Source organism: Paraglaciecola hydrolytica, assembly GCF_001565895.1.
Lineage (GTDB): Bacteria > Pseudomonadota > Gammaproteobacteria > Enterobacterales > Alteromonadaceae > Paraglaciecola > Paraglaciecola hydrolytica.
Genome location: NZ_LSNE01000007.1, coordinates 330,571 through 351,821 on the forward strand (window position 1 = coordinate 330,571; position 21,251 = coordinate 351,821).

Here is a 21,251-nt window from a genome sequence, read left to right on the forward strand (position 1 = left end):
ATCGTTCTATTAGAAATACAGATAGCTATTTCGCTGTTCCTCAAATCTAATATGCACTGCAAAATAGGTGGTTGCATCTTATTTGCTAGTTGGAAAGGCTACCTCTCCAAAGGCAACGTCCTTTCTTTGTATAAGTAAGTACTAAAGAGTGCGTTTTACAACACTTGCTTGTTGCCCGCTGAGATTTAGTTTAAAGGAAGTTAAATCCAGTGAAAAAAGTCGTCTTGTTAGTTGGCTTATTTGCCATGCTGTCGGGTTGTGTTAGTACCAAAAATATACAAATTAGCGCTGCGGATATTAAGCAACTAAATCCCAATAATGTGGCAATGACCACTAGGGATAAGCCTGATTTTGCCGCTATGACTGCGGGTAAGGCGATGTTTGCTATGTTAGGGGCTGCGGCTATGATTGCGGCAGGTAATGATTTAGTAAAAGAAAACCAAGTAGAGGATCCTGCCCGTTATATTCAGGCAGAATTAGCTAAAGCACTAAACACCAGTTATGGTTTTGAATTAAGCGAAGGCTCTGCGCTTAAGGTTAATACCGATAAACCTGCAAAAATTGCAACCTTGTTTCCAGAGTCAGATTTAGTATTAGACCTTGAAACAATCAATTGGAGTTTTGCTTATTTTCCCACTGATTGGGATAACTATCGGGTTATTTACAGTGTGAAATTACGTCTCTTCAATACAAAAACAAAAAGTATGGTGGCTGAGGGTTTTTGCGCTCGTGTACCGGAAGAAGATACAACAGCCCCCAGTTATGATGAGCTAGTGGCTAATAAAGCTGAAAGACTGAAACAAGAACTGAAAATCGCTGCAGACCACTGTATCGGTGAATTTAAATCTAAATTCTTGAGTATTTAAGCTTAATACTTTTTTGATTTTTTGATTGCAGTAACGCAAGGTGTTTTACTGCAATTGTTAGGTTGATTTCTCGCTCCAGAGCAAGCAGATTGTTACTTGTCAAAGGTTTGCGGTAAGTGAAGCGTCTGCCCTCTAGTCGCAAAGTTATTCCATCATTAACGGTTCAACATCCATTCCTAACAATAATTCATCCACTAATACCTGTTGCTCTGGATCTACTTGGGTCTTAAGTGCCCGCACAAAATCCATCGAGGAGGCCGGTGGGTTTGGATAAGCATGTTGTTGCCACAATTGCCTGAGGGCGGCACAGATTACTTGGTCGCCCAATTGCTGACGTAACACCGCAAATACTAAGGTAGCGCGCGAGTACTGCTCAAAACCTTCTGTGGCATCAACTAAGGCTTGGATTTTTGTCGTCGAGCGTTTTAACGCAGTGTTGTAACGTTGGCGTTCATAGTCAACCAGAGCCTGCATACTAGTGGCACCGTATTTTTGTTCAATTAGCACCAACTCAACATATTTGGCTAGTGACTCAACTAAAAAGGCACGGTCTGTTAACACCCCGTTGCCTAAGTCATGGCCAAACCATTGATGGGCGGTTTCGTGCACGGCGCGACGATAACGCTGGTCAAAACCGGCATCATCAGCAGGTTTAGCCCGAAAACCTACACGGTGATTAATCATAAGCACTTGCGGTAAGGCATATCCGGTCGGGCCAATATTTGGCATAGCGATCATAGTTAAATGGCTGCCGCGATATGGCGCGATATGCTTGGTCATCCACTTGAGTGTATCTTGCATGGCTTGCAGGTTAAGGTCGGCTGCATCGGCCGTGTCTGGCGGGCTAAATACGCTTAATAATGTAGAACCTTGCTGGCGTGTAATCACATGTGGCGCTACCGAAAGCCATACGGGCATGTTACGTATTGGGCCATGGGTTTGATATTCAGCAAATGTTCGACCGTCTTGTTGCCAGGTTTTTAATAAGTTGCCTTGGGCGAGAGGGGTTTGGTCGTCAGAGGTCGATACCACACTGCGCAATCTTACCCAGTCGTAATCCGCCTGCGTTGCTTGCTGTTGGGCAAACAGCACAGAAGGTTTAGCAAGATTCAGCGGGCTTAAACCATGTTCCGCACGTAGTAGTTCATCTCGTAATTGGTAATGTGGTTGAAACCCAACTGTAGGTAACAACCCAGAGCCTCGTAAATAACTAAATGAGGGTTTAACCAATTGATGCATGACGGCTGGCCAAAGTTTGGGTTGAACAAAGGTTAAGTTCGACCACATCGTAAGTTGCTCACCCGGTTTGATGGCTTTGCTTAAGCTCACGATGGTTTGATTTAGCTTAGGGTCATATTGACGAGTGGAATCGACAGATAACGATAATTGCGCTAAGCCAGTGGCAATGTCGTTGCCAATTAACAATTTGTCTATTGCTTGTGCACTGAGGTTTTCTAAGGTGTAAGTCAGCGCAAATTTAGCCTGGCCTATTTGTGGAAATATGTCCACCGTCGAATCAATTTGACTGATCGTCGGTTGAGCCATATTAGCCCAATGAGCATAATTTTTTTCGTATTCGGCGCGCCATTGTTCGCGCATATCTGAATTTAACAAGGGTCGTTCATCAATAATGTTGTTATGCAAATTAAAGCCAACAACAACAGTAAGTGCTAACAAAGCTATCGAGCCCAGTCCTAATTTGCGTGTTTTGTGAATGATAAAACTGGTACCACGATGGGAGCATTTTGCGGCTAGCCACAATAGGCATAAACACACCAATAACCAAAAAGACATAAATGGCCAATGCACCGACAAGCTTTGCTCATAGCCCCAATAAGCATCGGCCGCTTGTAAGGGCGACGAAGCAATTTTCCATAGTGTGTGGGTCAGCCCTAAGGTGCCACTCAAAGGTGTGTATTTCATCAGCAAAATGCCAATACAACCTGCTGCTGCCAATAAGGGAGAGCGGCATAAGGTATGCGATGCAATAAATAAGGCACCCAGCACCATCAGCGACAATCCTGCAATACTAAGTTGCATAACATACTGTATGGGTAGGATGTTACTGTTAGCGACCAGCTCGGCAGCTAAACTGGCTAAGGCCGTTAGCAACATTAGCAGGCTTAGCAAAACCGTTAAGGCCACTACGTGGCTAAACATTAGTACCCCAGAACGCACTGGTGCACTGGCGACTAATTCAGCCATGTGTGTTTGCCTGTTGCGCCAACAAAGCTGCCACGACCATAATAACGCAAGCAAACAGCCCATTAACGGCAAAACATCACTGCTAATACGGTTGAGGGCATCAAGGCTGGTGGCCTGCAATACGGCCAGAGGTTCGGCGTAATTCATCGCAGACAGCACTTCGTTAAACATCAACAAGCCCCAGCCGATTAAAATCAATTGATTCAAGCGTTGTTGCAATAAGCCAGATATAGCCAGCCAACTGAGTTGCACTAGCTGTTTAACTGCACTGGGATGTGATGTAAACGCACTATAGCTCAGGTCAGTTGTTGCAGATAAGTTGTCAGGCAAGCGCAAAGCGATTGAGGATTTGAATGGTGTACTTTTTAGGCTTGCATAAAACAAACCCAGTGCCAGCAAACAATAGCCCAAACGATTGAGATAAAAAATCCAATCACCAAAAAGCCGCAGCTCTGGGCTTTGATAAAATGCCAACAAGGCGGTGATGCCAAAAGGGTCGAGCCAGCGCAGGCTTTCAAACAGCAAGGGATCAACAATACTGCTGCCGGCTAACATGGGCGAGCCAGTCATACTGGCCAGTATGATATATGCCAGCCACAGAGCACCAAAAAACGCGTAAATGACTACCGCCGACTCAAATCGTTGGGCTAAATAACTGGCCAGACTCGCTAAAAACGCGCAGGTAGGTAGAGCTAACAGAGCAAAGTTGTAAAAACTTAAGGCTAACAATGGCCACTGAAAATCAAATTGCAGGCTTAAACTAAACCACATCAGCATAAAGCCAAGCAGCATGAGTGCAGCACTGACAAAAAATAGCATCAACACCCGCACCGCCAAACGTTTATATCGGCTTTGTGGCGTAACTAAAATCAACTCGGCCATCTGGTAATGCTGATCACGCAGTAAAATTAACGGCGTCAGTGCGGCAATTAGTAAAGGCAAGCTCATCATTAACAAAGTCATGTGTAAGGCTTGTAATCGTTTGTCTGCCAGGGCGTCGATACCACCAATTCCAATCGCAAACACATAAGCAACCAGTGGTAAAATAATGCAGGCAAGCCACAACAAAGGCTGGCGTATCAGGTAACGCGCTTCGTTATTAAGCAACATCTGTAGCGCCCCTGTGTGCTAGTTCAAAAAAGTAGCGATCTTGTAGATTGGCCTCAACTACTATGGCGCCGGCGCAGGGAGATTGTTCGGCAAACAAGCGGTAAAGGGGCTGACCAAAACGATATCCTTTACTTAGCAATAGGCATTGAGTTGCTGGCTGAACAGGGCTTTGCCAGACCTTGCCTTGCAAAGGCAACAGTAGCTGTTGCACAGCGCCACTTTCAACAATCTGCCCCTCATTGATTAAGGCAACATAGGGGCACAGGTTTTCGATATCTTCCACAATATGAGTCGACAACAAAATTAATTTTTCTTGGCTGATATTAACCAACAAGCTATGCAGTCGTTCGCGCTCTGCGGGATCCAAGCCGGCGGTGGGCTCGTCCATAATTAACAGTTTGGGATCTCCCAACAAGGCCTGCGCAATACCAAAACGCTGGCGCATACCCCCCGAAAAAGTGGATACCGCTTTGTTAGCTACTGCCGTCAGATTAGTCAGTTCAAGCAGGCTATCTATCTGGTGTTTTTGACTGGTTTTATCATTTAGGCCTTTTAATATGGCCATGTGTTGCAGCAAAACACGGCAACTCATATGCGGGTAAACCCCAAAATACTGCGGCAAATACCCCAGTTTTTGTCGTAAGGCCATTGGCTGCTTAATCACATCAATATCATTAAACTGAATGTCGCCCTTATCGGCAGTTTGCAAACAGGCCAGGGTGCGCATCAAAGTCGATTTACCAGCGCCATTAGGGCCCAGCAAACCCACCATACCGTGGGGTAACTGCAAGTTAATATCGCGCAGGGCTTGGGTGCCATCAGCATAAGTCAGTGATAATTGGCGAATCGACAACATGAATTTATTCCTGTGAAAAAGACAGGTTCACAGCGTATAAAGTACCAAATACGCTAACAAGTTGTAGATGATGAAGTGACTGATTGGCATGACAAAAGCACCATTTTGCATAAGAAACTTTGCAAATTTACTTTCGTCAATAAAAACGGTAGTTTCGTCATCCATAAGCTGACGAACTGAATCGAGTCAGTCAATCTAAGTAAAAAGCCCTCAGGACTCACTATGTTCAAAGCGTTACCTTCTGCAGTAACACAACTTTTATCTCGTATTGCAGATAATCAGTTGGCGTTGATGGCGGCTGTTTTGCTCGAAGTATCGATTCGGCACTTTTCTTACCATAGCCAAAACTATGCGGATTTTTTGACAACCTGGCTGCAATTATTGTTTGAAAGCTCGCCGTTATTGTTAGCCCATTATTTTGCTTTCAAAACCCGGAGTTGGCTGTCGGTGTTTGTCTGGGGCATGGGTTTCATCCTCTATCCCTGTATGAATTTATGGCTAATGGATAGCTATCAACCCTATGTAGACTGGGCATTTTTTGGGGTACAGGGTTGGATTTTTCTGTGTATTGCCAGTATCGGTTATAGCTTAAGCTGTTTGTTGGCTAAAAGGCATAACACCAAATCCATGCTGCTGATGTCACGTTTGTTTTCGTTAAATGCCGTGCTGTTGATGTTGTTAGTCGGTTGGTCTGTATTATGGGCTGGTATTTTTGCCTCGACAGACGATCCGATACACAATCAACCGATTAAAGCGGTGATTAACAGTGAAACGGTGATTGTAAACTTCGGCGACTTTCTTAACTATTGGTGGCAGTTTTTACTCATGGGGGTGGCTGTTTTACTGATTTATGGGGTCAATCGCTATCTACTGATTCGCCGTGTACTGGCCAATAGCGGGGTGTTTGCCTATGTTGCAAGTTGTTTGATTTGTATTATTGTGATGACTCCCATTCTGGCATCAGCGGTATTATGGCTACCGATGAACATTCCTGAATGGACCTTTTTACCCTCAGAAGATTATAAGATATTTGCACCGGTAAACTTTCGTTTCAGTTTTTTTGTGATCGCCATCAGTACCCCAATTATTCTGGCTTTTGAGCGCCAGCAACATGAAAAAGCGCTGGCTGAAATCGCCCAGCGGCAAAGTCAGACCGAATTGCAGTTGCTTCAGCAACAGGTTAATCCACATTTTTTATTTAATACCCTGAATAATCTGTATGCACTGACCTTAACTGGCTCTAAAGCCGCGCCTGATTTGGTGATGCAATTGGCTAATTTATTGCGATACACAGTTTACGAAGGCCAGAATCAACGAGTGACCTTGGCGCAGGAAATTGACTATCTACAGGATTTTTTAGCCTTGCAGGCGATCCGTAGTGGTGAAAAATGCACAGTGCATACCGCTTTTCCGCTGGATGCAGAACACTGGAAAATTGCGCCTTTATTGCTGATCATTATTGTTGAAAACGCTTTTAAACATGGTGTTGAACCGTCACAGACTCACTGTCATATAAGTCTGGATATGCAAGTAAAAAATGGACAACTTTTAATGCAGTGCAACAATAGTCTGCCTAATAAAAGGCCTCAACTCAGCCCAGGTATAGGCCTAGAAAACCTACGCCGTCGACTGGCTTTGCTGTATCCAGGGAAGCACAATTTGAACGCTATGCAGCGGGGCGAACAGTGGCAATCAAGTCTAAGCGTGGAACTCGAACCTTGTTAACTACGTTGATTGTTGATGACGAACCGCTGGCCCATGAGGTACTGAAACACCACTTGCAGGCTATGACAGATATCACCGTTGTGGCCCAGTGTTATAACGCCAGTCAGGCACTCAGTTACCTGGCCAGTCACCGCGTTGATTTGTTGTTACTCGACATCAATATGCCGGCCCTAAGTGGCATTGAGTTGTTGAAAGTTCTGGGCAATCGTCCCCAGGTCATTCTAATTTCTGCCTATCAACAATACGCCCTAGAGGGTTTTGAACTAGACGTAGTAGATTACCTGTTAAAACCGGTGTCGGCGCAGCGGTTTTCGCAAGCCCTCGACAGAGTACGCAGGCGTTTACATGAGCCACCGAAGCCTCAAACTTCACATATTGTATTGAAAGTAGACCGTGAAAAACGCAAGTTTTTGCTGGAGGATATCAGCTTGTTAGAAGCCTACGGCAACTACGTAAAAGTCTGGCAGGCAGAGCAAGTGGCACTGGCAACCACCACCCTGAAACAACTTATGCAACAGCTGCCAGCGCAGGAGTTTGTGCAGGTACACAAGTCTTTTATTGTTAACCGCCAACATATAAGTGCCACCAACCATGAGCACATTCGCCTGAAAAACGGCAGACAAATTAAAATAGGTAAGTCATTTAAACAGAGTTTGCTTGATTTGATTTAGTGCAGTTATTAAGTATGCGCAAGGCGCAGTGGGATTATCACTTCGCGAATAAGAAATTAGAGAATGCGCTGCGATTACCGCAATCCCGCGCGGCGCCCGCATTGCGTTTTTCAGATGACATCCAAGTTAGTATTATCACCGTAACCCACATAAGGTGAGGTGAGTACAGGCGACTAACCTGGAAGGTAGAATAAAACAATCGCTATTCTAATTAATTAAGAATCAGAAATCTTTTTAGCTGCATGTTGAAACAAACATATCAGGCAAATGACTTCTGAAACAATCCATATATTGAAAAATATTATCCATCCTGCCTTGCTATCAAATATGCCTTGCAGATTAAATGCCGCATAAAAAGCCCCCAAAGCACCAAAGGGAAAAGAGACTAAGCTCACTACTCCACTTACAAACCCCACTTTTTCTGCGCCGTTCGTTGTTTTTCTAAAAATTAAAATAGCTGAGGCTGAAATTAATAACATGATTACAACAATGATAAGTAGCATGAGTACATTCCTTTATTAAAAACATCTGGTGTTTCGTAATTACCTTGTGCTTTACCGTTAAATCTCTTGCACACTGCCGTCTTGTTTAAAACTCACCATAGTACTGGCTAAGCCATATTGCTTAAGGTACTGGCCGATGGTGGTAAAGGTGGCGGTGGCTACTTTGCCTTTGTGATCTTTAGTGGTGATGTCGTCTTGTAACATCGAACCTAACATCAACTTAAAGCCGCTGGTGTGTATGCGTTGAGGTTTAAAATAGGCCTGAGTGTTGGTTTTGATTCTGGCAATGTCGGTCGTTTGATAAATGGCTGCATTGAGCAAATCTAAGGTGTATTCGGTGCAATTTTGAAATTGTCGATTCATTGGGTTAGCCAATACCGAGTAGTTTTCATTGTGCAGGGTTTTATCCTGACCAGAACTAATTAGATCTATTAAGCGCTGTTGTATTTCAGCAGTGGGAATAACAATGCCTGCCTTTAATTCATGAGCTCCCCAGAAAAAATCCACTGGGTAGTCGGTAACTAACTGGCTTTTATCCAGCTGACCTTCTTTTTGATAGAGATTGTGGATGGCATAGCCTTGGATAGTTTCACCATCTTCTAGAGTGATATCCGAATAAATAGCAATTGCTGTATGGGTATATTGAATACCTTTGGGCAAATCTTTTTGTGGCCGACCAACACGGGCAATAATAAAAGCCCTAGCGCCTTGATTAGCCGCATAGTTTTCAACATCTTTAGCAAATTGAATAATGGTCTGAGGCTCATGTACTGCTGTTTGGCTGGCAGTACTGCCAGCCAAAGCTACTGGAGGCAGGCTTGCCACCAGTAGACTTGCCAATAAAACTAAGTGTTTCATTTTCATGGCTTATTCCTTAGCCTTAGTTTGACCTTCAACTACTAGGTTGTTTTGGATCACTATGACTTGATTAGGTGCAGGATCAGCGGTGACGGTTTTATCACTAATAACTAGCGGTCCTTGATGGGCATGACTGCCTTTAACTTTTTGTCCTGATTCAGCAATGGCGCTGCCTGTGACTAAACTGGCACCACCAACAACTACTAAGGGAGCCGCAACTACAACACTAGCTACTTTGGCTGTAGATACCGCGCCATCAGTTACCGCTAGAACACTATGTTTACTCGCCTGACCACTGTGATGAACTGAATCGCCAGCGTGCACTGCAAGGGTGCTACAAGATAAAGTTACAGCTAATAAAGTAGGGATAAATTTCATGGATATTCCTTGTTAAGTTGAGTTTGCTCGTTTAAGTAGGTTTACCTAAACGACGAGACACACAGTATTCTTAAGTATTAATACTGTAAACGATGATGAAATATGTATACTAAACCAAGACTAAAAGTATCGATATCCAATACTAAGGCAACAATATGAGCCAAATCACCCAAATTCGTAACACCCTTAAGCAACTATTACGGCAACAAAATCTGACCTACAAAAATATTGCTGAAAAACTCAATATGAGCGAGGCCAATATTAAACGGATCTTCTCAACTAACAGTTTTACCTTAGACAGGCTGGAGCAAATATGTGAGGTGTTGCAAATGAGCATGTCTGATTTGTTTATCATTGCGCAAAAGCAAACCCAGCAGTTAAGCCAACTTACTATAGAGCAAGAACTCGAATTGTTAGCGGATACCAAATTGTTGCTGGTGGCGGTGTGTGTGCGTGATGCTTGGACCTTTGACGAAATCATTACGCATTATGAAATTGATAAACATGAAGGTATTCGATTATTAGCCCGTCTCGACCGTTTAAAGATCATCAACCTGTTACCGAATAATCATTATAAAAGTTTGATTGCCCAAGATTTTAGGTGGATCCCCGGCGGTCCATTAGAGAAATTTATGGAGCAAGAAGTGATGGTGAAGTTTATGTCGCCTAAAAAAGACGAACCTTGGACTTTTCGTTTTTATTTGCGCGGTCGTTATTCTCAAACCTCCATCGATATTATCCAACGTAAACTCAACCAACTCACTAAAGAAGCGGCTGTGCTTAATCAGGAAGATGCTGATTTGCCCTTACATAAACGCCAGCATTTTGGTTTGTTAATGGCCATGCGCCCTTGGGAACCTTCGTTATTTGAAAAGCTGCGTAGGCCAGAAAAGTCGTAAGCCAACGTTATTTATTTGAAAGGGTAAGGCCATTCCTGCATAGCGACGCCTTGTTCCTTAACCGCTGGACGCGTTCTAATTGCCTATTTATTTAATGGAATTGGTATTAATGAAGATTGTATTGAGTCATTGTAGTTTGAACAGCTTATCTTGTTGGCCAGAAACTGTTTTCACAGGTTCTGTCCAACAAAGCTAAGTTAGGCTTTTTTATTGATGATCACTGCGGTGCGCAAACGTTCCCGACCAAAACATGACATGCTATAAAAGTCTTGTTTGGCGATGGGAATATGTTGGCAGTCGAGGGATTCCACATCGTGATCATCCGGATCAGGATCGTGGGAATATAAGTAGTCATCGTCAATTTCTGTGACACATACCCAATGTGGTGCTTTTTTGTCATCCAGTTGATAGGTACTGATCAAGCTGATCACTCCTGCACCTTGGCGAATATGGAACTCTAGATCTTCAGGACTTACATCAGTGAAACGCACTTCAATATTGGCCTGTTCAACCTGGCTACGAAACTGATTTTCTACCGCCTGCATGATGTCTTTTTTATGTTGGCTACGCACGCCCCCAATAAACAAGGGGCCGGTCAGATTCACATAAATTAGTACCTCAAAACCTCTTTTTTTAGCGGCCAGCGCTAAACCATAAGGGTGGCAACCACCATGACCTGAAGTCATATAAATGGTGGTGGCTTCACGCCAAATATCCAGTTCAAGCTCTTGATTTAAGCTTACCTCTGGATTAAGTTTAGCCATGGCCATCATTAATGATGATGGGCCGCAGGTAAACTCAGTGGTTTGCTGATACCAAGGATAGGGGGTTAATTGCTGTAACGATTGCATCTGCCGTATGTTTTTTTGCATCCGCAAGGCGTCAGTATTGTCTTCGTAGTAGGCTTCGTAGCTGCCAAAAATTTTATAACCAAGACCTTTATACAGATTAATCGCGGTATCATTGTTTTTGGCTACTTCAAGGCGGATAAACATCTTGCCCTGTTCAAGGGTTTGCTGCTCGATAGCAAGCAGTAACTTTTTACCTATACCTAAACCACGGATTTCACTGTCTACCGCGATGGAATATAAACGTGCGAGATGTGTTCCTTTACGCATAATAACCAAACCATAAGCCACTACAATTTGGTCGCGTAAAATTACCTGAAATACACAGTTAGGCGCTTTGAGCCAATGCTGAAAGCTACGTTTGCTAAGTCTGTCTCCAGCAAAACAACGATGTTCCAGCGCCATTAACTGAGCGAGATCAGAATAAAGCGCGTCACGCACTTCGACACTTTTACTCATATCAACAACCTGGGACAAATGTTGGTTAAGTGCTTGCACCCTAGCGGCCTCGGTATTCGAGTCTGTCAGCAAATTCTTGCATGATCACTCGGTATAACTCATCACCCAGATACTTGTCTTCTACTTTGCTGTCGACGTTTGGATTATCGTTAACTTCGATGACATAAACCTTGTCATTTACTTGTTTTAAATCGACGCCATACAAGCCATTTCCGACTATTTCACAGGATTTAATCGCTGTATTTAATACTGCTCTTGGTACCTCGAAGGTAGGTATGGTTTCGAAATTGCCAGTGTTATTGCGTTTTGAACCATGGTTATAAATTTGCCAATGGTTACGCGCCATAAAATAACGACAAGCATAAATTGCACGTCCGTTTAATACGCCAATACGCCAGTCGTACTCGGTATACAGATATTCTTGTACCAGCACTAAAGCACTTTGTTTAAGCATAAGTTCAAGTTTGGCGGCAAATTCTGCACGGTCTTTTACCTTAAAAACCCCTAGTGAGAATGAACTTTCAGGTAATTTAAGTACGATAGGATATGCAAATTCAGCTTCTAAACGTTCAATGGTTTCTCCATCAGACTTAGAAACAAAACGTGTTTTTGGCGCCGAAATGTTGTGATAACTAAAAGCATCATGCAAAAACACTTTATTACAACAACGTAGGATTGAATTAGGATCGTCCATTACCACCATGCCTTCTTTCTCACCCTTACGGGCCATTTCATAGGTATGGTGTTTTATTGAAGTGGTTTCACGGATAAACAAAGCGTCATATTGATAAAGCTGTGCGCTTTGGGCGGCGGTAAATACTTCCGCATCAATACCAACCTTACTGGCAGCCTTAATAAACAATTGAATGGCTTTAGCATCACTTGGTGGGGTTTTTTCATCTGGATTGACCAAAATACCCATATCCCAACGGGCGCGTTTGCGTCCAGGAGGGTTACGCCAAACTTTTAAGGTAAAGTGTTGCAAACTGGCAGCAAACTGATCCCATAATTCAGGGGCAATTTCGTTTACGCCAATAGCACTGCACACCAACTGTGTTTGATGTTGGTCGCGCACTACCGATAATTTAAGAATAGGCGCAGGAAATTTTTCAAAAGCAAATTTGGCTAACTTGCGCAAAGATTCCACTTTTGTCCAACCGAAGAATACCAAAAATTCTTTTTCATCTTCACTTGGATTGGAAGGGATCTGACTTTTACCTAAAGGTATTTCAACCCATTCTTGATCTTTAGGCGGCATTAACGATAAGTCATTAATGGTATTAACGCTGGGTAAGACTTTGTGTTGTCTTGCTTCAGCCAACAAAGAGCAATAATAACCCTGACTCAGATATTTTTCTGTGTCACATAAATTGATAATACGAATTTTAGGATCCCCTACTTTGGGGTACTCCGCGAGATATTGCTCAAAATTAACAATAGTGAGTTCGCTATCGGGTAAGTTGAGCGGATGATCGACAACAACTAGGGTTTTAAACATGATTGACCTTTTGGTTATGCAGAACCATTCTGCTGTAATTAGAAAAATAAAGTGGCAAATAAATTTGCGCGAATCTTACGCTTAATAAGACTAGCAATATGTATAAGCTAGAACAAAATTTTTTCACCACCACGTTCAATTTATTTCACTTTGCATTTACACTCAGTGTTTTAGAATCTCACTGTGTTAGCAACTTTGATAAATGTTATGGGCAAAGATAATCGCGTTAGTTTAGAAGAATTTGATGAAGATGATTTTGATACTTCTTCTTCAAAGGAAAAAAAGGCCGCTAAAGTTCGTGCAGAGCTTGAAAAAAAGCAGCGTGAAAAAAGACAAAAAAACATTGAGTCGAAAAATAAACATTTGACTGGAGAGTAAGCTTAACCTGATTTCAGGACTATAGCTTAACCCATTCAGATTTGTTTAATTTGGAATACTCGGTTTCGAGGCGCATCTGCAGGTAACTGTTAGATGCGCCTTTTGTGTAAAGGGCCAAAATTTTTTGGTCGAAAATGGATGGTTTATCCGATATGTCCCCGTAAATACTGGGCTGTAAAGGTAAATTAGACCTCGTTATTTAATTGCGGAGAAAGCATGAAAACTGTTGCATTGGTATTTGTAGGGTTATTAAGTTTTTCTTCGTATGCTGACGATAAACCGACAGCCGACGAAGCATTATTAAAAGAGTTAAAGCAGTTTTGTACTGAAATGGCAGAAGACGAAAGTGTAGCTGCCGATAAATTACCTGCTTACTTATTGAAGTGTGTGAATGAAGAGCTTGAGTCTGAGGGTTATGCTCCGGTCACCAAGCTGGCAGGCTAATTGGCTGATTTAGTCTTAATATTTTACACGCCGCATACATTGCGGCGTGTTTTTTATTGAAATCTGAGCACATTCAGGGTATGTATCTAACATCAACCCAGCAACAAGCTTTATCTATGGATGTGCGTTTCCTTGTTACTTTTCTCGAAGTCGTCAAAACTCGCCATTTTGGCAAGACGGCAGAGAACCTCTATCTTACCCCATCAGCAGTCAGCGCTAGGATCAAACAGCTAGAGGAATACTTTAATAGTCCCTTGTTTATCCGTAACCGTAATAGTATTCAGCTCACTGCTGCAGGGCAAAAGCTCGTTCCTTTTGCTGAATCATTAGCGTCTACCTTGAATGATGCCGTCAAAGCTATTAATAACGTTAATGTGCAACATATTGCGCTAGCCGGCACACCCAATGCTTGGGAGCTTTACCTAAGCAATGCGTTAACCTCGATTGGTGAATATTTTCCGGCCTTGTCGGTGCGTGCTGAAATCATGACCAACGAACAATTACTGAGGCAGTTGCATAATCGCACTATTGATTTAGCCGTAGTGAGTGAGCCTTTAAAGTCAGAACAGATCGAAACAGTTACCTTGTTAAACGTGCCCTTAGCTTTGTACGTAAAACAATTGGATGATGAAGATCTTGATGCCGTTTCGAAACGTTACATCAGTTTAGAGTGGCATAATAAAGCCCGTGACGAAGTCGAAAAACACTTTCCTAAAAGCAAAGATGCCAAGTTTAATACCAGCTCTATCCGTATCGCTTTAGACTTGTTGCTCAATCAGGGTGGCATGGCCTTATTGCCTACTAGTTTGGCGGAAGACTATGTCGCAAAAGGTTTATTAACCAAATTAAACGAGTGTGGTGAGTTCGGCTGTTCACTTAAAATTGCCTTTCTAAAAGAAATAAATCATGTTGGTCTGCGTGAGTTTATTGATTTTTTGTTAAATATGCCAAAACAAGAAGAGACGCTAAAACTAGTTAGCAAACAGGCATAATTACTTTGAGTCTTAGGGCTCTGACTTAATAAAAAATCAGCTCAACATAGTTGAGGAATATATCTTGAAGAGGGAAGTAGTATGCGCAGCATGTTGATGCTTGTTTTAATGTTTGTTTTATCTGGCTGTCAAGCGACTGCTATAGACAGTGAGCCTTCTACCGAGTTTGTTGGTTTAATTTCTGCTCAAGAACTACTACGAACTAATGCAAGTTTTGCCGACAGTTACCATGCCTATCAACCCAGTGACAGTGAATTAGCCGCGGCGAAAACTCTCAAGGGTAAAAATCTTACGGTGTTGTTTGGTACGTGGTGCCATGACAGCCAACGAGAGGTCCCCCGTTTATTAAAAGTGCTTGATATGGCACACAGCCCATTAAACGAATTAAAACTAGTTGGGGTAAACGTTAATAAACAAGAACCCAGTGGCCTATATCGTAGTTTGGAACTACGTTATACCCCAACTTTTGTTTTATTTGCAGGCGACACCGAATTAGGTCGTGTGGTAGAAAAACCGACAGTGAGTTTGGGCGAAGATTTAGCTGCCCTGTTACCTTAAGCACCGTATTACTGCGTTTATCTAGATATTCTGGTTAAGTGCAAAGGATCGAGCAATAGCTCAAGTTCGGCACGAGGAATATTAGTGTTTTCTTCGGCCACATCAATAATGGCACGTTGCTGCTGATAAGCCTGTTTGGCAATGTCAGCAGCCTTTGCATAACCAATACGAGCATTCAATGCGGTAACGAGTATTGGGTTTTTATGTAAAACCCGTTCAAGATTATCTTGGTTAACCACAAAATCGCGAATGGCCTTATCGGCCAGTAAAACCATGCTGTTACTCAGTAATTGAATACTACTGAGTAGATTGTTAGCAATCATCGGTAACATCACATTTAACTCAAAATTTCCAGACTGACCACCAATAGTAATAGCGGTGTCGTTACCCATTACTTGGGCTGCGACCATAGCCACGGCTTCTGGGATCACCGGGTTGACCTTGCCAGGCATGATGGATGAACCTGGTTGCAAAGCGGGTAAAGATATCTCAGCTAAACCAGCAAGTGGGCCTGAGTTCATCCAACGCAGATCGTTGGCTATTTTCATCAAGGTTACAGCGATGGATTTAGTGATACCAGAAACACTCACTGCAGTATCTTGAGACGCTAACAAAGCAAAAAAATTGTCAGCCGCAACAAATTGTAATTCGGTAAGATCACTTAATATGCGGTTAAATTCGCTAGCTAAACCTGCTGGGGCATTCACTCCAGTACCAACGGCTGTGCCACCTAAGGCCAAAGTTTGAATAGCAGGTTGTATGTTTTTTAAGGTCTGAATTTGTTGTTTGAGCTGGGCGGCCCAGCCAAGCAGGCTTTGATCCATTCTAACCGGCATGGCATCCATTAAATGGGTGCGGCCCGTTTTACAGTAGTGTTTAACACTTTCTGCTTTGACAGTGATGGTACTTAGTAAATGCTCTAAAGCAGGCAGTAAGTCATGGTGGATAGCCAGTGCCGTACTTAGATGGATGCATGTTGGGATGACATCATTACTACTTTGTCCATAGTTAACGTGATCATTTGGGTGAACGGTCAAGCCTGAGTTTTGGGAGGCTAAATGGGCAATCACCTCATTGGCATTCATGTTAGTACTGGTGCCAGAGCCGGTTTGAAACACATCAATTGGAAAATGACGCATTAATTGTGTGTTAGCCAACAAGGTATCGCAGGCATTGATAACCGCCTGACCGATGTCAGGAGCTAGCACGCCAAGTTTCACATTGGCCTGCGCTGTCACAGTTTTAATCAGAATTAATGCACGGATAAAGGATTCCGGCAGGGTGTTTCCGCTAATAGGAAAATTATCAACGGCGCGCTGAGTTTGCGCGCCGTACAATGCATTGGCAGGCACTTCAAGTTGACCCATGCTGTCTTGCTCGACCCTTACTCGGTTCACAGTGTCACCTCATTGTTAGTTAGCCTGTTACTGGATACTTAAGCTGCCTTTAAAGCGCGCAGCGCCATAAACAATTCTTCATGACTGAGCAATGCCAGTTTTTCTTTGTCTGTCATCCAACCTAAGGCCTCAGTTTGAGAGTTAGCATCATCAATTTTATGCATCACACTGATTTTATCTAAAGGCGGATGGCCACGTGTTGGCTCAGGTGGTGTTAACACCATGGAGAAATGCTGACGCCACAGTGTGTCATGATGTAATAATTGCACGATCGTGAGGTTTTCAATGGTCTTAGAAAAGGCCACTTCAAACTCGTCACGTTGTTGCATGATCGCTGGCGCTTCAACTTCTTCTGGAATGCTCAACAAACCGCAAAATCTTAGTATTTTGGCTAATAACTTACTGCCACTTAAAGCAGAAAGCGGAATCGACAATACTAAACCAACCAAAGTAGGTGATAACCAAATTAACAGAGGGGGCGAGTAATACAACAACGCCGCAGTCATCACGAGGCCAATCAAGGTGTGCCAGATGTGCTGACGAAACAATAATCCCCAAGGTAGGCCTTTATACTGGCGAGTTTGGGTTGTCCAGCCGGAATCGCGGCCGCGGAAAATATCCACAATATGTTTACTGTGGATCAACATAAATATTGGGGCATAGAGTACGGAAAAGAATATTTCGACTACGGCACCTAACAACATTCTAATGATGCCCAGGGGCTTGCGCAAAGAGGCACTAAAGATAGCGCGCAATAAGCCCAACGCTTTGGGCACTAACAAAATGGCCATGGTCATGACAAACAATTGGATCATGCGCTCAGAATCAAATACCGGCCAGTGGGGAAACAAACTCATCTCATCGGAAAAGTACTCTACATTGACATAATGAATTTGAATGGCCATCACAATCCCGATAAGGATCAAGGCAAACCAAATAGGGGAGGCTAAATAGCCCATGATACCGGTGAGCATATGAAAACGGTTGGGCCAGCGTAAACCTTTGGCCGATAATACGGCTAAATGTTGGATATTCCCTTGTGCCCAACGTCGGTCTCGAATAGCGACATCTGACAAACTCGGGGGACTTTCTTCCCACGAGCCTTTGAGCTCAGGCAACATGCGTACTGACCAGCCAGCCCGGCGCATTAATGCTGCTTCGACAAAGTCATGGGAAAGTATGTCACCACTGAAAGGTTTGGAGCCACCTAAGGTCGGTAAACCCGCGGTTTCAGCAAAAGCCTTGACTCGAATAATGGCATTGTGTCCCCAATAGTTACCATCATCCCCTTGCCAAGTGGTAATGCCGTTGGCCACTATCGGTCCATAAATAGTACCGGCAAATTGCTGGAGTCTGGCAAAAAGGGTATCGCCTCGATATAAACAAGGCAGGGTTTGTAGGATGCCGCTGCGAGGATCGGCTTCCATTTCATTCATCAGGGTAATCAGTGTTGAAGCGCACAACAAGCTATCTGCATCTAGCACTAACATATAGTCGTAACGGCCACCCCAGCGGCTGACAAACTCATGCACGTTACCCGCTTTTTTCGCTTTATTATTAAAACGACGGCGATACCAGACATTAACCTCGCCTTTTAGCTCAGTTTGTAATTGGTGCACCGCTGCAGTTTCTTTAACCCATACGTCCGGCTTATTGGAATCGGAAATAATAAATATTTCAAATTGTTTACCCGCCCCCGCAGCTGCCAGTGCCTTACCCATGCTAAGTAGTGCAGCGCAAGTTTGCGCGGCATCTTCGTTATAGGTGGGCATTAATAACACCGTTTTTTTGTCTGACTGACTGATTGAGCGTTTGCTCATTACGATGCCTGGATAGATAAAACCAGCAATAGAGCCACAGGCCGCTAAGGCAATCCATACAAAAGTCATGGAAAACAAGCCAACCATAAGCCATTGCAATACAGTGACATCACCTTGTGACACGATCAGTACCATCTGATAGGTTGCAAAAATGGTTAGGGCTAAGGCTCCACCAAAAGTGATCAGGCGAGAGAACAAGGTTGTCCACCCTGACCACTTAAACGCTACTTTTTTATGCCGTGAAAAGTCCTGTGGGGGCATATGCAAAGGGTATTCTGTTGGTGTGGCACCTAAATTTACTGCGTTGTTTTCAACTGTTTGCAAGGTTAACGACTCCATCTATATAACCATGTTTCACCCCAAGGTTTATCTTTGCTAGACAAAGATACCCTGAGTTCAGAAAACTCTTGATTGCCCGGTTCAAATTTAACCACCACTCGATATAAACCGGTTTGCGGAATAAATTTCTGCACAGTACCCACAATTTTACCTGTGCTGGATGTGGCGTTAACCACTAAGTCATCGGGTAATCCTGTAGACGAATAATCAATTACATAATCTCGAATCGTATCACTACCTAAAGAACGTCCAGAAGCACTAGACACAATACGACCGCCTTTATCTTCGATAGCAAATAGAGAGCTCCATGATACCTTGTAATGAAATGAGTAAGGTTTTTGCGCTTCTAGGGCTTCATCAGGTTGCCAAAACGCCACAATGTTGTCGTGGATTTCTGAATTAGTGGGAATTTCTACTAACTCAACATGACCTGGGCCCCACGTACCGACTGGCTCAACCCAAGCAGAAGGTCTCGCTTCATAGTGAGCTTCCATATCATCAAAATCTCTAAATTCACGGTGGCGCTGGAACAAACCAAAACCTTTCATGGATTTATCTTTAAAAACAGAAACTTGCAGCTTGCGAGGATTGGCTAATGGGCGCCATATTTTTTCATTGTTACTGTTCAGCATAAACAAACCATCCGAATCGTGTACTGCTGGTCTGAAATCATCAAAGCGATTACGGTTGAGATCATTAAACAAATACATTGAAGTCAGTGGCGCAATGCCAAAGGAGGTAATTTTACGTCTGGGATAGAGGGTACTTTTTACTTCAATGACGGTTTTATCACCGGGAGTTGCTATAAAGGTAAAGGCGCCAGTTAGAGAAGGGCTTTCTAATAAAGCATGGATCACCAGCTTGTTGGCTTGTTCTTTGGGGCGTTCGATCCAAAATTCAGTAAAGGCCGGAAACTCTTCTCCAGAAGGTTTGGCGGTATTTATCGCAAGTCCACGAGCTGACAATCCGTACCAATTATCTTTGCCCAAAGCACGAAAATAAGAGCCACCTTGGTAAACCAGAAATTCGTCCCACACATCTGGTTTATTGATTGGAGTGGTTAACTTAAAACCTGAATAGCCTGGCGCTTGAGACTCTTTGGCCGCTTGTTGTTCTTTGTCGTAATTAAATATCTCACTGGTATATAAGATACGTCTTGCCACACCGCCAACCACTAAATTGAGTTTGACTGGGGTTTTAAATAAAAATCCCGGATGCATGGGGCTGAGGCGGAAATTACGATCCTCCTTACTCCAGATAGTGGCGCTACGTTGAAACTGAATCTTGCGATAGTCATCATAATCTAGATTGTTCAAGGGACTGTCTGCAGGGAGTTTTTGCTCAACATAATTCTGCAAAGCAAGCTCTTTAGCGCGCTCATCTAGCCAAGCCCGATTAAATGGGTGGGTTGGTCTCTCATCTTCTGCGCTGGCAGATACTGACAGACAAAATAAACAAGCAGCAATAATTGTCAAAAGAATGTTTAGTCTGTTCAACATGAAGTTCCTTAAATAGTAATTTTTAACTTATCGCACGCACCATAATGACAAACCTTATTGAAGTTTGTTTTTATGGGCTTAAACGGTAAATGTAAATGGATAAAACATCGCCTGTTCAGGTGTTTCAGAGACTTAAACTCTAAACACCCAACTGCTTATTTCGTTGTGACAATTATCGCACGAATTATGCCAAGTCCATCAATAATAGATGAGCTACTTATGTGTATGCAGAATTAATTGTTTAAATTATCTACAAAATGGCCGTTTGGCGTGAGATACAGGTACTTAAATAAACGCCATGAAAGGATGGAAACCACCAAACATAGGGGCCTATGGCGATGTTGGCAGTAAATTTGTTGTAGTTTGTTATAAATGAATTTTTTTGCTTACAGCTGAAAGTGCCCTGACTCAAGTACTGTTAATGCCTAGTTCAAGCCCTTGGATAATTATTATTGAGTCGGATATTACAGACACTTAGAGTAAATATTTCGTTATTTGCGACAGTTCATGGGTAAATGTTACACAGTAAGATTAATGAAAAACTCGTTTTTCAATTTACTCTAGCCTGTTAAGCTCAATTAACACCCAGTATTTAATAGGAAGGTTTATGTCTGATGTAAAACTAATGGTGCTCTACCCGCAACCTAAAGATCTAGTGCAGTTTGAAAAAGACTACCAAGAGCACATTGCCTTGTTTCACCAACAAACAGGCATTCCTAGTGATGCAAGGCCATATAGTGTCACTAAATTTTTTCCAACCCCGCTTGGTGCGAGCCCCTTTTATCAAATGTTTAGCATGCCTTTTCCATCTTTAGAAGCTTTGCAACAAACCATGAGCAGTCCCGCCATGCAAATAATTGCGGCAGATGCTGTGCGTATTTCGTCTGGTGTTGCGCCTGCAGTGTTGATGGGAAGTGAAAGCTAAATAGGACAACTGTCTTAATCTAA

At 43.0% G+C, this 21,251-nt stretch carries 19 protein-coding genes; 9 read left to right on the top strand and 10 right to left on the bottom strand.

Annotation, left to right across the window (positions count from 1 at the left end; all coding sequences use genetic code 11):
* The first annotated feature begins 209 nt into the window (after nt 1-209).
* On the top strand, nt 210-866 hold the full coding sequence (locus AX660_RS15200; RefSeq protein WP_082768936.1) for a YajG family lipoprotein: 657 nt from the start codon (nt 210-212) through the stop codon (nt 864-866).
* 144 nt (nt 867-1,010) lie between these two features.
* On the opposite strand, the gene AX660_RS15205 is transcribed toward AX660_RS15200, so the two are convergent.
* Nucleotides 1,011-4,181, bottom strand: a complete 3,171-nt coding sequence (locus AX660_RS15205) for a M1 family aminopeptidase (protein WP_068378439.1) — start codon at nt 4,179-4,181, stop codon at nt 1,011-1,013.
* Nucleotides 4,171-5,037 (bottom strand): ABC transporter ATP-binding protein, encoded by an 867-nt coding sequence (locus tag AX660_RS15210; RefSeq protein ID WP_068378440.1) that lies wholly within the window; start codon nt 5,035-5,037, stop codon nt 4,171-4,173. Before AX660_RS15210 ends, AX660_RS15205 begins: the two co-directional genes overlap by 11 nt.
* 222 nt (nt 5,038-5,259) lie before the next feature.
* On the opposite strand from AX660_RS15210, the gene AX660_RS15215 reads away from it, so the two are divergent.
* Nucleotides 5,260-6,762 carry a sensor histidine kinase gene (locus AX660_RS15215; RefSeq protein ID WP_068378441.1) on the top strand — a complete coding sequence of 501 codons (1,503 nt, stop codon included), beginning with the start codon at nt 5,260-5,262 and terminating at the stop codon, nt 6,760-6,762.
* Nucleotides 6,756-7,433 (top strand): LytR/AlgR family response regulator transcription factor, encoded by a 678-nt coding sequence (locus AX660_RS15220; protein WP_068378442.1) that lies wholly within the window; start codon nt 6,756-6,758, stop codon nt 7,431-7,433. The genes AX660_RS15215 and AX660_RS15220 overlap by 7 nt, the downstream gene beginning before the upstream one ends.
* Before the next feature lie 215 nt (nt 7,434-7,648).
* Here AX660_RS15220 and AX660_RS15225 read toward each other — a convergent pair whose 3' ends face one another.
* From AX660_RS15225 to AX660_RS15235, 3 genes are read right to left on the bottom strand one after another with little or no spacing between them, the layout of a single operon-like run.
* Nucleotides 7,649-7,936, bottom strand: a complete 288-nt coding sequence (locus AX660_RS15225; RefSeq protein ID WP_068378443.1) for a hypothetical protein — start codon at nt 7,934-7,936, stop codon at nt 7,649-7,651.
* Between the two features lie 57 nt (nt 7,937-7,993).
* Nucleotides 7,994-8,800 carry a DUF2145 domain-containing protein gene (locus AX660_RS15230; RefSeq protein WP_201027455.1) on the bottom strand — a complete coding sequence of 269 codons (807 nt, stop codon included), beginning with the start codon at nt 8,798-8,800 and terminating at the stop codon, nt 7,994-7,996.
* A 3-nt stretch (nt 8,801-8,803) separates the two neighbouring features.
* A complete protein-coding gene (locus AX660_RS15235) occupies nt 8,804-9,172 on the bottom strand; it encodes a hypothetical protein (RefSeq protein ID WP_068378445.1) in 369 nt (122 codons plus the stop codon).
* Between the two features lie 155 nt (nt 9,173-9,327).
* Between AX660_RS15235 and AX660_RS15240 the strand changes: the two genes are divergently transcribed.
* A complete protein-coding gene (locus AX660_RS15240; protein ID WP_068378446.1) occupies nt 9,328-10,071 on the top strand; it encodes a helix-turn-helix domain-containing protein in 744 nt (247 codons plus the stop codon).
* A 197-nt stretch (nt 10,072-10,268) separates the two neighbouring features.
* On the opposite strand, the gene AX660_RS15245 is transcribed toward AX660_RS15240, so the two are convergent.
* Together AX660_RS15245 and AX660_RS15250 are read right to left on the bottom strand one after the other, a co-directional pair.
* Entirely contained in the window at nt 10,269-11,378 is a 1,110-nt protein-coding gene (locus tag AX660_RS15245; protein ID WP_068378670.1) for a GNAT family N-acetyltransferase/peptidase C39 family protein, read from the bottom strand.
* 40 nt (nt 11,379-11,418) lie between these two features.
* Nucleotides 11,419-12,876: a RimK family protein gene (locus tag AX660_RS15250; RefSeq protein WP_068378448.1), complete on the bottom strand. Its 1,458-nt coding sequence runs from the start codon at nt 12,874-12,876 to the stop codon at nt 11,419-11,421.
* A 183-nt stretch (nt 12,877-13,059) separates the two neighbouring features.
* Here AX660_RS15250 and AX660_RS23125 point away from each other — a divergent pair, with 183 nt between their 5' ends.
* The 4 genes from AX660_RS23125 to AX660_RS15265 all read left to right on the top strand — a co-directional run bounded on the left by AX660_RS23125 (nt 13,060) and on the right by AX660_RS15265 (nt 15,248).
* Entirely contained in the window at nt 13,060-13,254 is a 195-nt protein-coding gene (locus tag AX660_RS23125; RefSeq protein ID WP_131811814.1) for a hypothetical protein, read from the top strand.
* A 216-nt stretch (nt 13,255-13,470) separates the two neighbouring features.
* The gene (locus AX660_RS15255) at nt 13,471-13,698 is read left to right on the top strand and encodes a hypothetical protein (RefSeq protein ID WP_068378450.1); all 228 of its coding nucleotides are present in this window, start codon (nt 13,471-13,473) and stop codon (nt 13,696-13,698) included.
* Nucleotides 13,699-13,754: 56 nt separating this feature from the next.
* Nucleotides 13,755-14,690: a LysR family transcriptional regulator gene (locus AX660_RS15260; protein WP_131811815.1), complete on the top strand. Its 936-nt coding sequence runs from the start codon at nt 13,755-13,757 to the stop codon at nt 14,688-14,690.
* Between the two features lie 81 nt (nt 14,691-14,771).
* Entirely contained in the window at nt 14,772-15,248 is a 477-nt protein-coding gene (locus AX660_RS15265; RefSeq protein ID WP_068378452.1) for a TlpA family protein disulfide reductase, read from the top strand.
* Between the two features lie 17 nt (nt 15,249-15,265).
* Here AX660_RS15265 and AX660_RS15270 read toward each other — a convergent pair whose 3' ends face one another.
* The 3 genes from AX660_RS15270 to AX660_RS15280 are packed head-to-tail and all read right to left on the bottom strand — an operon-like array spanning nt 15,266 to nt 20,303.
* Entirely contained in the window at nt 15,266-16,645 is a 1,380-nt protein-coding gene (locus AX660_RS15270; RefSeq protein ID WP_106404093.1) for a class II fumarate hydratase, read from the bottom strand.
* Between the two features lie 38 nt (nt 16,646-16,683).
* Nucleotides 16,684-18,804: a glucans biosynthesis glucosyltransferase MdoH gene (gene mdoH, locus AX660_RS15275; RefSeq protein WP_068378456.1), complete on the bottom strand. Its 2,121-nt coding sequence runs from the start codon at nt 18,802-18,804 to the stop codon at nt 16,684-16,686.
* Nucleotides 18,792-20,303: a glucan biosynthesis protein gene (locus AX660_RS15280; RefSeq protein WP_082768938.1), complete on the bottom strand. Its 1,512-nt coding sequence runs from the start codon at nt 20,301-20,303 to the stop codon at nt 18,792-18,794. Before AX660_RS15280 ends, mdoH begins: the two co-directional genes overlap by 13 nt.
* A gap of 607 nt (nt 20,304-20,910) precedes the next feature.
* Here AX660_RS15280 and AX660_RS15285 point away from each other — a divergent pair.
* Nucleotides 20,911-21,228 (top strand): EthD family reductase, encoded by a 318-nt coding sequence (locus AX660_RS15285; RefSeq protein ID WP_068378458.1) that lies wholly within the window; start codon nt 20,911-20,913, stop codon nt 21,226-21,228.
* Nucleotides 21,229-21,251 lie beyond the last annotated feature (23 nt).